The sequence below is a fragment of the Actinomycetota bacterium genome (genome assembly GCA_040757835.1).
In the GTDB taxonomy this organism is placed as follows: domain Bacteria; phylum Actinomycetota; class Geothermincolia; order Geothermincolales; family RBG-13-55-18; genus SURF-21.
On record JBFLWJ010000015.1, the window covers coordinates 38,867 to 53,155 of the forward strand.

The 14,289-nt window shown below is 63.4% G+C and carries 17 protein-coding genes; 16 read left to right on the top strand and 1 reads right to left on the bottom strand.

Translation table 11 applies throughout. From position 1 onward, the window contains the following. The first annotated feature begins 18 nt into the window (after positions 1-18). The 16 genes from dnaJ (at position 19) to AB1384_11890 (ending at position 13,643) form a co-directional block, all read left to right on the top strand. Entirely contained in the window at positions 19-1,128 is a 1,110-nt protein-coding gene (dnaJ, locus tag AB1384_11815; protein MEW6554960.1) for a molecular chaperone DnaJ, read from the top strand. After that, on the top strand, positions 1,125-1,853 hold the full coding sequence (locus AB1384_11820) for an RsmE family RNA methyltransferase (protein MEW6554961.1): 729 nt from the start codon (positions 1,125-1,127) through the stop codon (positions 1,851-1,853). The genes dnaJ and AB1384_11820 overlap by 4 nt, the downstream gene beginning before the upstream one ends. Before the next feature lie 8 nt (positions 1,854-1,861). Beyond that, on the top strand, positions 1,862-3,121 hold the full coding sequence (locus AB1384_11825; GenBank protein MEW6554962.1) for a MiaB/RimO family radical SAM methylthiotransferase: 1,260 nt from the start codon (positions 1,862-1,864) through the stop codon (positions 3,119-3,121). Positions 3,122-3,186: 65 nt separating this feature from the next. Next, the gene (locus AB1384_11830; GenBank protein MEW6554963.1) at positions 3,187-3,531 is read left to right on the top strand and encodes a histidine triad nucleotide-binding protein; all 345 of its coding nucleotides are present in this window, start codon (positions 3,187-3,189) and stop codon (positions 3,529-3,531) included. A 40-nt stretch (positions 3,532-3,571) separates the two neighbouring features. After that, positions 3,572-4,570, top strand: coding sequence for a PhoH family protein (locus tag AB1384_11835; protein MEW6554964.1), 999 nt, complete (start codon positions 3,572-3,574; stop codon positions 4,568-4,570). Between the two features lie 24 nt (positions 4,571-4,594). Next, complete coding sequence (locus AB1384_11840) at positions 4,595-6,697, top strand: HDIG domain-containing metalloprotein (GenBank protein MEW6554965.1); 2,103 nt, start codon at positions 4,595-4,597, stop codon at positions 6,695-6,697. Next, positions 6,694-7,128 (top strand): rRNA maturation RNase YbeY, encoded by a 435-nt coding sequence (ybeY, locus tag AB1384_11845; GenBank protein ID MEW6554966.1) that lies wholly within the window; start codon positions 6,694-6,696, stop codon positions 7,126-7,128. The genes AB1384_11840 and ybeY overlap by 4 nt, the downstream gene beginning before the upstream one ends. Further along, positions 7,125-8,453 (top strand): hemolysin family protein, encoded by a 1,329-nt coding sequence (locus AB1384_11850; GenBank protein ID MEW6554967.1) that lies wholly within the window; start codon positions 7,125-7,127, stop codon positions 8,451-8,453. Before ybeY ends, AB1384_11850 begins: the two co-directional genes overlap by 4 nt. Then, complete coding sequence (gene pgeF, locus AB1384_11855; protein ID MEW6554968.1) at positions 8,440-9,255, top strand: peptidoglycan editing factor PgeF; 816 nt, start codon at positions 8,440-8,442, stop codon at positions 9,253-9,255. The genes AB1384_11850 and pgeF overlap by 14 nt, the downstream gene beginning before the upstream one ends. Positions 9,256-9,274: 19 nt before the next feature. After that, positions 9,275-9,571, top strand: coding sequence for an acylphosphatase (locus tag AB1384_11860; protein ID MEW6554969.1), 297 nt, complete (start codon positions 9,275-9,277; stop codon positions 9,569-9,571). Beyond that, the gene (locus AB1384_11865) at positions 9,568-10,227 is read left to right on the top strand and encodes an MgtC/SapB family protein (protein MEW6554970.1); all 660 of its coding nucleotides are present in this window, start codon (positions 9,568-9,570) and stop codon (positions 10,225-10,227) included. Before AB1384_11860 ends, AB1384_11865 begins: the two co-directional genes overlap by 4 nt. Before the next feature lie 25 nt (positions 10,228-10,252). Continuing rightward, on the top strand, positions 10,253-10,930 hold the full coding sequence (locus AB1384_11870; protein ID MEW6554971.1) for a YggS family pyridoxal phosphate-dependent enzyme: 678 nt from the start codon (positions 10,253-10,255) through the stop codon (positions 10,928-10,930). A 20-nt stretch (positions 10,931-10,950) separates the two neighbouring features. Next, on the top strand, positions 10,951-11,412 hold the full coding sequence (sepF, locus tag AB1384_11875; protein MEW6554972.1) for a cell division protein SepF: 462 nt from the start codon (positions 10,951-10,953) through the stop codon (positions 11,410-11,412). A gap of 38 nt (positions 11,413-11,450) precedes the next feature. After that, complete coding sequence (gene proC / locus AB1384_11880; protein MEW6554973.1) at positions 11,451-12,248, top strand: pyrroline-5-carboxylate reductase; 798 nt, start codon at positions 11,451-11,453, stop codon at positions 12,246-12,248. 1 nt (position 12,249) lies between these two features. Continuing rightward, positions 12,250-12,528 (top strand): YggT family protein, encoded by a 279-nt coding sequence (locus AB1384_11885; GenBank protein MEW6554974.1) that lies wholly within the window; start codon positions 12,250-12,252, stop codon positions 12,526-12,528. Positions 12,529-12,638: 110 nt separating this feature from the next. Then, entirely contained in the window at positions 12,639-13,643 is a 1,005-nt protein-coding gene (locus AB1384_11890) for a DivIVA domain-containing protein (GenBank protein ID MEW6554975.1), read from the top strand. A gap of 300 nt (positions 13,644-13,943) precedes the next feature. Here AB1384_11890 and AB1384_11895 read toward each other — a convergent pair whose 3' ends face one another. After that, positions 13,944-14,261 carry a DUF167 domain-containing protein gene (locus AB1384_11895; GenBank protein ID MEW6554976.1) on the bottom strand — a complete coding sequence of 106 codons (318 nt, stop codon included), beginning with the start codon at positions 14,259-14,261 and terminating at the stop codon, positions 13,944-13,946. Positions 14,262-14,289: the final 28 nt, after the last annotated feature.

Below are 14,289 nucleotides of genomic sequence, written 5' to 3' on the forward strand. Positions count from 1 at the left end.
GGGGGATCACTCGTCGCCATGGCAGATTATTACGATATCCTCGGTGTGACCCGGGGAGCCGACCAGGAAGAGATCAAACGCGCTTACCGCCGGCTGGCACGCCTCCACCATCCCGATGTCAGCGAAGAGGAGGGCGACGGGGGCGACCGCTTCAAGGAGATCAGCCAGGCCTACGAGGTCCTGAGCGATCCGGAGAAGCGACGCCGTTACGATATATTCGGCGACGAGGGGCTTGCGTCATCCCCGTTCGGGGACGTCATGGACGGTTTCGGCGGACCGCTCGGGGACATCTTCAACATCTTCTTCGGGAGGGGTCAACAGCAGTCCGCCCATGTGCCGCGGCGGGGTAGCGACCTCCTCACGGTAGTGGAGGTGACCCTGTCAGAGGCCTTCAGCGGTACTACGCGCCAGATCGAGATGCCGCGCCACGACACCTGCGCAGAATGCGGCGGCACAGGCCTGGACAAGGGTTACGGGCGCGACCTCTGCCCCGATTGTGGAGGTGAAGGAAGGTCGGTGCACACCCGCCGCAGCACATTCGGCACGTTCTCTTCCACCACCACCTGCCGCCGTTGTGGCGGCAGCGGCGAGATAAACACCCACCCCTGCCCCGCTTGCGGAGGGGAGGGCTACAAGGGAATAGTGGACAACATCGAGGTCAAACTGCCAGCCGGAGTGGATAACGGTGACCGCATCCGCCTCAACGGACGCGGGGAGGCTGGACGTCTGGGGGGGCCGCCCGGCGATCTCTATGTCGAGGTGAGGGTGGGGGAGCACGAGACCTTCACCCGCCACGGCCGGGATCTTCACGCCCTGGTGAGCATAGACATATCCGAGGCCGCCCTGGGCACCGATATCGACGTGCCGACACTCAACGGAGTGGAAAACCTCCACGTACCCGCGGGGAGCCAGCCCGGGGAGGTCTTCAGGCTCAAGGGCAAGGGCATGCCGAGCGTGCGCGCGCACGGCCACGGCGACCTCTATCTCACTTTGGAGGTGCGCGTGCCGCGCAGACTCAGCGCGGAGCAGAAAAGGCTGATGAAGGAGTTCCAGCGCATCGAGTCCGAGAAGAAGGACGCGCCCGGCCTCGTCGGGCGCCTGCGCAAGGTGATAAGGCAGGATTATTGACCACCCCCAGGTTCTATGTCTCCAGCGACGCCCTGCGCTCGGGGGGTCTGTGCATCGAGGGTGAAGACCATCACCACGCCAGCCGGGTCCTCAGGATGAAAAAGGGCGATATGGTGTTGCTCATGGACGGAAAGGGATGCGTCGGCCACGGCAAGGTCAGCGCCATCGACGCGGCGTGCATGAGAGTGGAAGTGGCGTATATAAGCGACGTACCGCAGGAGCGGCCCCGCCTCCATCTCTTCCAGGGACTTCCCCACGGCAGCAAGATGGACGACGTGGTGCACTGGGGGGTTGAGTTGGGAGCGGCATCGCTGGTACCCTTCCTGAGTTCCCGCACCGGCTCGGTGGACGCGCCGCAGACGAGGCGGTTGGTAAGGTGGCGCAGGATAGCCCGGGAGGCGGCCAGGGTCGCCGGTCGCGCCTATATTCCGGAGATCGAAGCGGTCAATGCATGGCCGCAGGCCATGGAGGGATTACGCCGCATGGATATGGCCCTGTTCGCGGATGAAAAAGGCGGCTGCAGGCCCGCGGAGGCACTCGTGAACGCAAATCCCCTGGACCTGGGACTCGTCGTCGGGCCCGAGGGCGGTTTCTCCGCCGCGGAACGTGAGGAGCTATTGGCGCTGGGCGCGCACCCGGTCACCCTCGGTGCCAGCGTTATGCGCACGGAGACGGCGGGCATGGTGCTGCTGGCGGCGGTGAGGTGCCGCTATGGGCTGCTGTGAGGCGCGGCATGGCTAAGGTAGCAGTTTACACCATAGGTTGCAAGGTGAACCAGGCGGAGAGCGAAGAGCTGAAGTCGGCCCTTGCCGAGCACGGCCATGCCGTGATCGCCGATGCCGCGGCCGCCGACCTGTGCGTGGTAAACACCTGCACGGTAACGGCAGAGAGCGACCGCAAGTGCCGAAAGCTGCTGAGGGCGCTGTGGCGGCGGGGCGCGCCGTCCCTGGTGGCCGCGGGGTGTTATGCGGAGGTCAATCCCGGCGACCTTGAGGGCCTGCCCGGCGTGGTAAGGGTCATCCCCAACGCCCGCAAAAAGGACTGGGTGCGGGAGATCCTGTCCCTGCTGCCGGACGAAAAAGACGGAAAGGCGGAGGCCATACCTCACCGCACGCGGGCCTTCATCAAGGTCCAGGACGGATGCGAGCGAGGGTGTTCTTACTGCATCGTGCCGCGCGCGCGCGGGAAGGAGAGTTCGCGCGGGCCCGCCGAGGCACTGCGGGCCATCTCCAAGTGCGTCGCCGGTGGCGCACGTGAGGTGGTGTTGTGCGGTGTCAACCTGGGGCGGTACGACGGGGGCGCCGGCAGGGACCTGGCATACCTGGTGCGCGAGGTCCTGAGGGCCGGCGAGGGCTTCCGGGTCAGGTTAAGCTCCATCGAGCTCGAGGACCTGCGCACGGAATGGATAGAGGAATGGTCGCGGGAGGGGCGTGTATGCCCCCATCTCCACCTGCCCCTTCAAAGCGGGGACTCGGATATCCTCGCCGATATGGGGCGTGGGTACGGCGCACGGGAATACATCACAGCGGTTGAAGGAGTGCGCGAGGCATGGCCGTGTGCCGCCCTTACCACCGAGGTCATGGTGGGCTATCCAGGAGAGAGCGAGGACGCCTTCAGGAACACCGTGGAGGTGCTTTCGAGGGCCATGCCGTCCCGGGTGCATGTATTCCGTTTCTCACCGCGTCCTGGAACCGCGGCCTGGGACCGTGCCGGACGGCCGGGTCCGGGATGCATGGAAGAGCGCTCGGCGGTCCTGCGCGAGCTGGCGGAGGAATGGCGCTTGCGCCATATTGAGGAACACGTCGGAGCGATGCGACAGTTACTGGTGGAGAAGCTGGAGCGCAACGCTGAAGGCAGGACGGCGTTCGGCACCACCGAGGACTTTATCAAGGGCACCGTCACCGACCCGCCACCGCAGGTTGAACCGGGCCATATCGTGCCGGTAAGGATAAGCGGCGTGACGGGAGGAAGGGCCTTGATGGAGGCGGTGTGAGCATGGCGGACTGGATGGCCGGACTGCGAACTCCTGTGCGAGAATGGTATGAGAGGAGCATGTACATGGAAGACTGTATCTTCTGCAAGATAGCGAGCGGCCAGATGAAGGCAGACGTCCTTTACGAGGACGAAGAGGTGATCGCCTTCCGCGATATCAACCCGCAGGCTCCCGTGCATTTTCTGGTGGTGCCGAAGCGCCACCTGGCCTCCGCCCTCGACCTGGGACCGGAAGACACCGGGCTGCTTTACGAGATGTTCGATGCTGCCAGGAAGGTGGCGGAAGCCGAGGGCATCGCGGAGAGCGGGATGCGCATCCTCACCAACGTCGGCAAGTCCGCGGAGCAGATAGTCCTGCACCTTCACTTCCATGTCCTGGGCGGCAGGCGGTTGCAATGGCCTCCGGGATAATGAAACAGGCGGCGGTGGCCGAATAGTATTCATGGGAGTGATGAACACGGAAGGTCCAGGGCAAGGCGAACTGAAGATACTCGTACCGGGCAGCCAGCCCATGGTGAGCCTGCTGGGGGAACGCGATGAGCTTCTGAAGATCGTCGAGAAGGCCTTCAAGAGTTCCATACTGGTGCGGGGCAACGAGATCACCATACGCGGCGACGCGGCCGAACTGGAGACCATGGGCAGGCTTTTCGAAGAACTCCTCGAGTTGCTCAGTTCCGGCATGGCCCTGAGCGCCGATAGCGTGGAAAAGGCCATCGAGATGATCCAGGAGGACGGGGAGTTGAACCCCACCCAGGTCTTCACGGACATCATCATCTCCCGGCGCGGCAAGGTGATCCGGCCCAAGACCCCCAACCAGAAACGCTACGTGGAGGCCATACGCTCCAACACCATCGTCTTCTCCATCGGGCCGGCGGGGACCGGCAAGACCTACCTGGCCATGGCCATGGCTGTGAAAGCGCTCCTTTCCAAGGAAGTGGGGAGGATCATACTCACCCGGCCCGCCGTGGAGGCGGGAGAGAAACTGGGGTTCCTGCCCGGGGACCTCTACCAGAAGGTAGACCCCTACCTCAGGCCCCTCTACGATTGCCTCTACGAGATGGTGGAGGTGGAAAGGTTCTCGCGCTACATGGAGCAGGGAGTGATAGAGGTGGCACCACTGGCCTTCATGCGCGGGCGTACCCTCAACGATTCCTTCATCGTGCTCGACGAGGCCCAGAACACTTCCCCAGAACAGATGAAGATGTTCCTCACCCGCCTCGGGTTCGGGTCCAAGGCAGTGGTCACCGGCGATATAACCCAGATCGACCTGCCGGGGGGACAGCTCTCGGGGATGAACGTGGTCAGAGAGATCCTCACCGATATCGCGGGAATAGAGTTCGTGTATATGGATGAGAGGGATGTCGTGCGCCACAAGATCGTACAGGAGATCGTGCGCGCCTACCGGCTATACGACGACGGCCGCGAGGGCGATAAGGGGGCCGCGAGGTGAGAGGCCACGGCGTGGTGATGCGGCATGGAAGTTAAGGACAGCCCTAAAGGGAAGGACCCCTGGTACCGTTCCCTGGTGCCTTCCAGCGGCGAGAAGAGGGCACTCCTCCTCTCCCTGGCCCTGCTACTGGTGATACTGGTGATGCTCGTACTGGAGTACGTGCCCAGGGTGGCCCGTTTCGAGGCAGGAAAGCCGAGCGCGGAGACGGTCATCTCGTCGCGGGATTTCAGCGTGGTGGACGAGGAGGCCACACAGGCAGCGCGTGAGGAAGAGCGCAGGCGCAAGGAGAGCCTCTTCATAGACGACGAGATGAACCGGGAGGCCATCTCGGAGCTGGGGGCCTTCTTCGAGCTCGTCCGGGAGGTGGACGCCCAGGAAGGAACCGTAGCCGGCAAGGTATCAACGCTGCTGAAGCAGGAGGGCCTGGACGTAAGTTTCGATACGCTGGAGACGATGCTCAACGCATCAGAGGAGGAGTACTCCGTCATCTATGCCGCGGCTGTGGACCTGCTCAACACGGCCATGTCGAGCCCGGTCTCCGTGGACAACCTGGAGAGCCGGAGAGACGAGATAATCCAGCGGGCGGAGACCACGTCCCTGGGCCGCGATACCCGGCAGGCGGCCGGAGAACTGGCGGCGGCCTTTCTCATCCCCAATACCGCCTACACCTCCGCCACCATCGCGAGGGACAGCGAGGCGGCCGCGAACAGTATCGAACCGGTGACGGTGAACTTCAGCGCGGGGCAGAAGATCGTCGAGAAGGGCGAGATCATAAACGAACTCACCCTGGCCAGCCTGAGCGAGGCGGGCGCGCTCTCTCCGGTCGGCAACTACCAGCAGGTGCTGGGCATCTCCATCATGGCGCTTGTCCTCTACGTGATGGCCCTCGTCTTCTTCAAGCGGCTGCGCCCCGAGATCGCACGCAACTGGAGGGTGGTGGCCATGATCTGCCTGGTCTTCCTCGCTTTCTGCCTGGCCTGCCGCTTCATCGCCATCTTCATGGACGAGAACCCCCTGTGGGGGTATCTCATCCCCCTGGCCCTGGTCGGGCTGCTCCTGGCGATACTCCTCGACGACCTGGTGGCCCTGTTCATGGTGGTCCTGGGCGGCGTGCTCACCGGCCTCTTCGTAAAAGGGAACATCTATATCACCTTCGCGGCGCTGCTGGGGGGCCTCGCCGGAGCGCTCCTGGTCACGGCCATCAAGAAGCGCGAGGACCTCTTCCGCGTCGCCGTCGAGATATCACTGATCCTGGCGGTCATCTCCATGATCACCGCCAGCCTTATCAAGGACTTCACTTTCGTGGTCTATGCGGGCCTGTTGGGTATGGGCAACGGTGCCTTCACGGCGGTCTTCGCCCTCGGCTCCCTGCCCCTGCTGGAGAGGATCTCCGGCATAACCACCCCCATGCGCCTGCTGGAACTGGCGTCTCCGGACCAGCCCCTCATGAGGGAGCTGGTATCGAAGGCCCCCGGGACCTACAGCCACAGCGTCATCGTGGGCAACCTCGCCAACGCAGCCGCCCTCGAGATCGGAGCCGATGCCGCACTGGCCAGGGTCGGGTCCTACTACCACGACGTCGGAAAGATCAAGCGCTCCAGTTTCTTCGTCGAGAACCAGCCTTCCGGATACAACGGCCACTATAACCTCAAGCCCAACCTCAGCGCCCTGGTGATCACGGCCCACGTCAGGGAGGGCGTTGAACTGGCGCGGGAATACGGCCTCCCCGAAGAGGTCACCGACATCATCAGGCAGCACCACGGCACCTCCCTGGTCCGTTACTTTTACGCCCTGGCCCTCGAGCAGGGCGAGTCCGCGGAAAAGGCCACCGAGACCCGCTTCCGCTACCCGGGAGAGAAACCCCAGAGCAAGGAGGCGGCCCTGGTCATGCTGGCGGACGCCATGGAGGCGGCGGCAAAGGCACTGGAGAAACCGACGCCGGTCAAACTGGAACAGCTCATGCATTCCATAATCGAGGACCGCCTGGAGGACGGGCAGCTCAGCGAGTCGAATATGACCATGGGAGACCTGGAGAAGACGGGGAAGACTTTCGTGCGCATCCTCTCCAGCATGTATCATGAGCGTATCGAATACCCATCGCTGGTCAGGGAGGAAGGCATACCGTGAAGGTCTCCTTGAACCGGGCCGAGGCCCTCGGGGCCGCCGGCAGGTCGCTCAGGAAGAGCTGCCTGAAGGTGATGCGGGCCGAGGGGGCGCGCAGGGACACCGTGGTCTCGGTAACGGTACTGGACGAAGCGGAGATGAGCGAACTGAACCGGCGTTACCTCTCGCGGCAGGGGCCCACGGACGTGCTGGCGTTCCCCCTCGGGGAGGACAGCGAGGAAGGATATCTTCTTGGAGATGTGCTCATCTGCCCGCAACTCATACTTGCAAGGAGAGGCGAGTACGGGGTAGTTAAGGGAAGGGAGCTGGATTTCGTGGCCGCACATGGAGTGCTGCACCTGCTGGGCTATGATGACGGCGACGACGAGGGGGCCGCCATCATGGACAGGCGGCTGAGGGAGGTCCTGGGGCTGCCGGGGGGCGATGCGGGATGACCGCGGGCATGGGCTTCGCGTTGATGGCCACACCGGTTGCCGCGGAGGTGAGCGGCGGAGAGTTGGCGTGGCGCATCGGCGCGCTGGTGGCGCTGCTCATCGTGGCGGCATTTCTGGCAGCGGCGGAGATATCCCTGGTGAGCGTGAACCGTTTCCGCATCCGCTCCCTGCGCGACGAGGGAAACCGCAGAGCGGAGAAGCTGGACAGGCTGCTGGAGCAGCCGAACCGCTTCCTGTCGACGATACTCATGCTCACCCTCCTGGTCCAGGTGGGAGCTTCTTCCATCGCCACCGGCCTCGCCCTCAGTTTCGACCTCCCGGTGGCGGCGGCCATAGCCACGGGCGCGATGACCTTCCTTATCTTCATCTTCTCGGAGATGGCCCCGAAGACATATGCCACCAACCACACCGAGAAGGTGGCCCTGGCCCTCGCCCCTTCCGTAAACCTCCTGTCGAAGGTCTTCTACCCCGTGGTGAGGGTACTGATCCTCATCTCCAACGGGGTCATCAGGATATTCGGAGGCAAGACCATCAAGGAAGGCCCTTTCGTAACGGAAGGTGACATAAAAGCACTGGTCAGCGCGGCCGAGGAGCAGGACGTCATCGAGGAGGAGGAGAAGAAGCTAATCCACTCGATCTTCGAGTTCGGCGACACCCTGGTACGCGAGGTGATGATCCCCCGCACGGACATGGTAATGCTGGACGAGAACTCCAGCCTCGAGGAATCGCTGGAGGTAATCCTGGGGTCCGGGTTTTCGCGCATACCCGTGTACCGGGGGGACTTCGACCACATCGTCGGCGTGCTCTACGCCAAGGACCTTTTGCCCTATCTTAAGCGGGGGGAGAGCGATGTCCGGCCGCGCGAGTTCCTGCGCGAGGCGTATTTCATCCCTGAGACCAAGCGGGTCAGCGAGCTCCTCACCGAACTGCGCACCCTCACCATCCATATGGCCATCGTGCTCGACGAGTATGGCGGCACCTCGGGGCTGGTCACCATCGAGGACCTGCTCGAGGAGATCGTGGGGGAGATCTTCGACGAGTACGACAGCGCCCTGGAGCTCTACGAGAGCCTGGGGAACGGCAGATATTCCTTTGACGCCCGCATCTCCATCGATGACTTAAACGAGCTGCTGTGCACAGAGCTGCCTGCCCACGAGTGGGACACCCTGGGCGGCCTCATGTACAACCTCATGGGAAAGATACCAAAACAAGGAGAAGCGGTGGAGTTCGAGGGCATGCGCCTGACCGCGCAGAAGGTGGTCGGCAGGCGCATATACAAGGTGCTCCTCGAGGTCCTTGACCGGGAGGAATGTGACGAAAGGTAGGGGGTCGGGAGCGGGGCGGAGCGCGGGCGGCCAGGAGTTCCCGCACGCGTGGTCCGATGCCGGCGGTTTCCTGGGCGAGGGGATGGGGCTGGTCTTCACGGACCGTCACGGCGGTTTCAGCTCACCGCCCTACGATACCCTTAACCTCGCTTTCCATACCGGGGACGACGGAGCCGTTATCGTGCGAAACCGCATGGTGGTCTCGCATGCGCTGGGCATAGCGCCGCGGGATTTCGTCTACCTCGAGCAGGTGCACGATACCCGCGTAGCCCGGATCACGGCCCGTCCCGTGCCGTGCGAGGGCGGCGCATCTCCTCCGGTCGTGGAGGGTGCCGACGGCGCCTGCACCGCCGTGCGCGGACTGGCCCTGGCGGTGCTCACAGCCGACTGCGTCCCCATCGCCCTGGCGGACGAGTCAATACCCGCGGTAGCCGTGGTCCATGCCGGATGGAAAGGGACCATCGGCGATATAGCCGCAGCTGCGCTGCGTGCCATGGGGGCCGATCCGCGGCGGGTGAAAGCCGTACTGGGGCCGTCTATCGCACCGTGCTGCTACGAAGTGGATGAAGGCAGAGCCGGTCTCTTCGTCGAAAGATATGGAGAGAAAAGCGAGGTCGTAACGGGGAAGGCGGGAAGGAACCTTGATCTCGTGAGGGCGAACGCCCTCAACCTGATGGAAGCAGGGGTCAGGGAGGAGAACCTGCTGGCGGTCGGCGGATGTACCTGTTGTGACGGCCGATATTTCTCTTTCCGAAGGGATGGCGTGACCGGCAGGCAGGGCGCCTTCGTCTTCCTGCGCTGACCGTGGAGAGAGGACCGGAGTGGACCTGGCAAGAGCTCATGTCGTGGTATCCGGCAGGGTGCAGGGGGTATATTACCGCTCCTACGCCGCCGACGCGGCGAGGGAGCTGGGCATCACGGGATGGGTGATGAACACTCCCGGGGGCGACGTTGAGGCGGTCTTCGAGGGAGACAGGGGAGCGGTGGACAGGATGATCGACTGGTGCTGGAGGGGGTCCCCTTCTTCCAGGGTGGACGACGTGCGGGTGACCTGGGAGGAAGCGACGGGCGAACTCGAGGGTTTCGACGTGAGATACCGGAACAGAGGTGGCGTATGACCGAGGCGGAACTCGCGCTCAGGCTGCTCATGGCCGTGGCTTGCGGCGGCCTCATAGGTCTCGAGCGCGAGAGGGGAGACCGGCCTGCCGGTTTCCGGACCTATATCATGGTATCCCTGGGCGCCGCCCTCTTTACCGCGCTGTCGCTCATAGCCTTTCCCGGATCCGATCCAGCCAGGATCGCGGCCCAGGTCGTCGTGGGCATAGGTTTTCTTGGCGTGGGCGTGATCGTGGTCTACGGTGGCACCCACGTGGTCGGGATCACCACCGCCGCGACCATGTGGGCTACGGCGGCGGTGGGCATGGCGGCGGGAGCGGGGTACTTTCTTACCTCCCTATACAGCACGGGGATCATCCTGGCTGTGCTCATAGCCCTGCCCCTGGTGGAGAGCAAAGTGATCGCGCGTTTCCGCAGCCGCAGGCTGTACTTCACCATACGCAGCATGCCGCGTCCGGGACTGGCGGAGGAGGTGGAGGCCACCCTGGCCCAGTACGGTATCGGGTCGATCCTTCTCAGGTACCAGCAATGCAAAGGGGATTTGAACGAATGTTCCCTCGTCCTGAGGGTAAACGTGCCGGCCAGGACCGTGCTCCTGGAGGTCATGGAAACCCTGTATCAGATCTACGGAGTGATCTCCGTGAGCTTCGAGGATTGACGGCCATACCGGGCAGGTGAGGGGATTGTCCAGTATAGCGGAGAACCTGGACGCGGTGCGCGAGCGCATCGCGCGGGCCGCCGCAAGATCGGGAAGGGATGCGGCCGATATCACCCTGGTGGCGGTGAGCAAGGGGAGGACGCTCGAGGCCATCCGCGAGGCCGCACTGGCCGGACAGACCGTCTTCGGTGAGAACCGCGCCCAGGAGCTGAAGGAGAAGCTCGACCACATGCAGCAAGAGCTGGAGTGGCATTTTATTGGTCATTTGCAGAGGAATAAGGTTAATATGGTGGTAGGCAGAACGGCCTTGATCCACTCCGTGGACAGCCGGAAGCTCTTGGATGCGGTCGCAGCGCGGGCGGGAGAGCTTGGAACGGTCCAGGATATCCTGCTGCAGGTGAACACCTCCGGCGAGGAGAGCAAGTACGGCATGGGGGAGGGGGAAGCGGCGGACATACTCGAGCGTGCCCTGTCCCTCCCCTCCTTAAGGGTGCGGGGGCTGATGACCATCGCGCCACTGGGGGACGTGGATGATGCACGGAGTTGTTTCAGGCGCTTGCGGGAGCTCCGCGAGACGCTGGCGAGGGATATTGCCCCGCAAGGCCTCGAGGTCTTGAGCATGGGAATGACCCAGGACTTCGAGGTGGCCCTGGAAGAAGGGGCGAATATGGTCCGTATAGGCACGGCGATATTCGCGGCCTGAGGTTGTTGGGAGGTAACGCGATGGCTGGGTTTTTTCGCAGAGCCCTGATCTATCTGGGGCTCGTGGAGGACGATGAGTTCGAGGAGATGCTCGAGTACGACGAAGGGAGAGCGGACTACGTCGAGCCCCCGCCCCCGCCGCCGTCGCGCCGCGCGCAGCGCGAGGAGGCAAGGGTGGCCCCCATACAGGCCGTCCCCAACAAGCAGGTGCGCATGCATATGGTGGAGCCCAAGTCTTTCAACGACGCCGAGCAGATAGGTCAGAAGTTCAAGTCGGACATACCGGTCATCATCAACCTGCAGCAGGCGGACGCCGAGCTGTCCAAGCGGCTCATCGACTTCGCCAGCGGGCTCACTTACGGGCTGGAGGGGGGGATACAGCGTGTGGCGGAGAAGGTCTTCCTGCTCTCGCCGCACAACGTGGAGGTCTCCGCCGAGGACAAACGCTGGCTGCGCGAAAAAGGCTTCTTCAACCAGTTCTAGGAAATAAACGGGAACGCTACACTTCCAGGAGATGATGTATGAGTAAGATCGCCTTTATCGGGGCGGGGAAGATGGCCGAGGCCATTTTAAAGGAACTTCTCCGCGTGGGATGGGCCGCGCCCGGAGACGTCGTCATCTCCGACGTGGACGGATCCCGGCTGGAGATGATGGCCTCGACGTACGGCGTGGTGGCTAAGACCTCGAACCCGGAAGCAGCGCGCGGTGCGGAGATCGTCCTTCTGGCCGTCAAGCCCCAGAAACTCGAGGAGGTCCTGCGCGAGCTGTCCGGAAACGTCGATGGCGCCCGCGCGGTGGTCTCCATCGCCATGGGAAAGAGCACCGGGTTCATAGAGGACCTGCTGCCCGGCGGGACGCCGGTGGTGCGCGTGATGCCCAACAACCCAGCCATGGTTGGAGCCGCGGTATCCGTGCTGAGTTACGGTACCGGCGCTGGCGAAGAAGCCCGCTCCGCCGCCAGGGAGATCTTTGCCTGCCTGGGGGAGGTATACGAGCTGGACGAGAGACTGCAGGATGAGGCCATGGCCGTTTCCGGCTGCGGGCCCGCCTATTTCTACGTGCTGGCGGAGGCCATGTGCGACGCGGCGGTGAGGCTGGGGATAGACCGCGCCCTGGCCCTGAAGCTGGTCACGGGGACCATGATAGGTTCCGGGATGATGTTGCGCGAGACAGGGCTGCACCCGGCTCAACTCAAGGACATGGTCACCTCTCCCGGGGGGTCGACCATAGCGGCCCTTGAGGTCCTGGAGGAGGCCGGCCTGCGTAACGCATTCTACAAAGCGATCGCAGCCGCATGGAGGAGGGCCAAGGAGGTCTGAGGTGGAGATAGTCGGCGATATCCTCTGGTGGATATTGCTCGTCTATCTCGTGGTCGTCTTCGCCAGGATCGTTATCGGCTGGCTCCCGGTGAAGTGGCCGCCCCCCCTGCGTCCGGTGGTGGTGTTCATATACGATATCACAGAGCCGCTTCTCTCTCCGCTGCGCAGGGTAATACCGATCGTGCCCTTGAGCGGAGGTGTCGGACTGGACTTCTCTCCGATGGTACTCATGCTGGCCATAGGGTTCCTGCAATGGCTGGTCAGGGAAGTGTTCGGATAGAAGCTATACGGGTAAACTTGTTAGCACAATACCCCGATACAATCTATACTGGATCAAGCAGGGTCGTTTTTTCGGCAGTTGGTGTGGCGTGTTAAAAGGAGGCGGTTGAGTTGGCTATCAGCCCCATGGATATCCACCACAAGGAATTCAGTACGGTCCGTATGGGCGGCTACAACAAGGAGGAGGTCGATTCCTTCCTCGATATGGTCGCGGATGAGCTTGACCGGTTGCTCCACCGCAGCCAGGAGCAGGCGGAACTGGTCGAGTCCATGCGCCAGAAAGCCGGGCAGTTCGACTCCATGCAGCAGACCCTTCAGAACGCCCTTATAAACGCACAGAAGAGCGCCGACAATATCGTGCAAGAGGCAAGGTCCCAGGCAGACGCGCAACTGAAGGACGCGCAGGAGCAGAGCCAGCGCATCCTCGACGAGGCGCATTCCGAGAGCGCCCGCATCTCCCAGTCCTTCGAGGGCCTGCGCGACCAGGTCCGCAGGTATATCGCCACCGTCCACGAGCTGCTGGACAACAACCAGGCCATGGTCAAGGACTACGAGGCCCGCCTGACCGCCTCGGAACCAAAGGTCCAGCCCGCGCAACCGGCAGCAGCGCCATCCTTCGCGCCGGTGGCACAACCACCGGAAGCCGCGCCCACCGCCGAGGCGATTCCGGAGTTCCGTCCCCAGTCCTTCGAGGAGCCCGCTGCCGGCGAGCCCGAGGTCCTTGCTTCGCCGCGTGAGCCCGCGGAGTCGTTCATGCGGGCGGAGATGGTCCCGTCGCCTCCGCCAGTGCAGGAACCGCTTTATGAGGCGCCACGTGAGACTCCCGTACAGCCGGCTGCCCGGGCGGTCGTGGAGCCTGAATTCGAGATAAAGGAGCGGCCGCAAGCCGCGGAAGAGGCGCCCCTCCCGCCGCCACCCACCACCTATTCTCCCGAGCAGGAGATGGAGCTGATGCGCGAAACCCTGACCCAGGAGCCAGTGGCTCCACCGCCGCCCCCGCCGATGGAGCCTCCGCCACCGCCGCCGGTGCAGCAGGCGCCTGCGCCAGCACCCGCACCGGAGCCGACCGAGCCGGCCGAGGAGGAGTCGGGGGACAAGCATTTCTTCTGGGAGTAATGGTTGGTTCCCGGGCCGTTGGGTAGCGTTTAACGTTTAAGGCGCTTTTACGGCCCGGCGACAAGGCTGGTCATCGTCGCAAGACTCCTCCGAGCACCTCGCTCGCCGTGCAAGTATAAGCGCAGATGGATAGGTTCCGGACACCCAGGCAGCCCGGGAAGTGGTTTTTATATAGGCGACACACGGAAGGGTTCCCGGCTTGGTTTGCCATAGATATGCGCGTTTCCCAGTTGCGGCCGGCCCTGTAGTTCCCTGGCAAGGGTCAGAACATATTATAGTATATTATTAACTAGTTAATAGTTAAATATTACGTGAGGGATGCCGGCCGAGGCGTTCCCGGACCGCGGCGGGGGATAGGTCGCGGACGAGGACGGTCTTGCTGCGTGACGACTGGCCACCCAGGACCTCGATGCGGGAGGGGGAGATGCCGAGAGCCTCCGAGAGCACCTTGAGGGCTTCCTTGTTGGCCTTGCCCTTCTCGGGTGGGGAATGGACGCACACGGTCAAACGGCCTTCAACAAGGCCTTCCAGACCGCGCCGCGACGAGGAGGGGCGTACGCGTATATCAACGACCGACCCATCCGGGTGTCCCCTCACGCCGATCTCGCGCTTCTCCACGCTACCACCGCCATCGAACATGGACTCT

Bases quoted from the DNA above. Each gene is read 5' to 3' on its own strand.
- dnaJ (MEW6554960.1), top strand. From the start codon at position 19: ATGGCAGATTATTACGATATCCTCGGTGTGACCCGGGGAGCCGACCAG.
- AB1384_11825 (MEW6554962.1), top strand. From the start codon at position 1,862: ATGGCTAAGGTAGCAGTTTACACCATAGGTTGCAAGGTGAACCAGGCG.
- AB1384_11830 (MEW6554963.1), top strand. From the start codon at position 3,187: ATGGAAGACTGTATCTTCTGCAAGATAGCGAGCGGCCAGATGAAGGCA.
- AB1384_11835 (MEW6554964.1), top strand. From the start codon at position 3,572: ATGAACACGGAAGGTCCAGGGCAAGGCGAACTGAAGATACTCGTACCG.
- AB1384_11840 (MEW6554965.1), top strand. From the start codon at position 4,595: ATGGAAGTTAAGGACAGCCCTAAAGGGAAGGACCCCTGGTACCGTTCC.
- AB1384_11850 (MEW6554967.1), top strand. From the start codon at position 7,125: ATGACCGCGGGCATGGGCTTCGCGTTGATGGCCACACCGGTTGCCGCG.
- AB1384_11865 (MEW6554970.1), top strand. From the start codon at position 9,568: ATGACCGAGGCGGAACTCGCGCTCAGGCTGCTCATGGCCGTGGCTTGC.
- sepF (MEW6554972.1), top strand. From the start codon at position 10,951: ATGGCTGGGTTTTTTCGCAGAGCCCTGATCTATCTGGGGCTCGTGGAG.
- proC (MEW6554973.1), top strand. From the start codon at position 11,451: ATGAGTAAGATCGCCTTTATCGGGGCGGGGAAGATGGCCGAGGCCATT.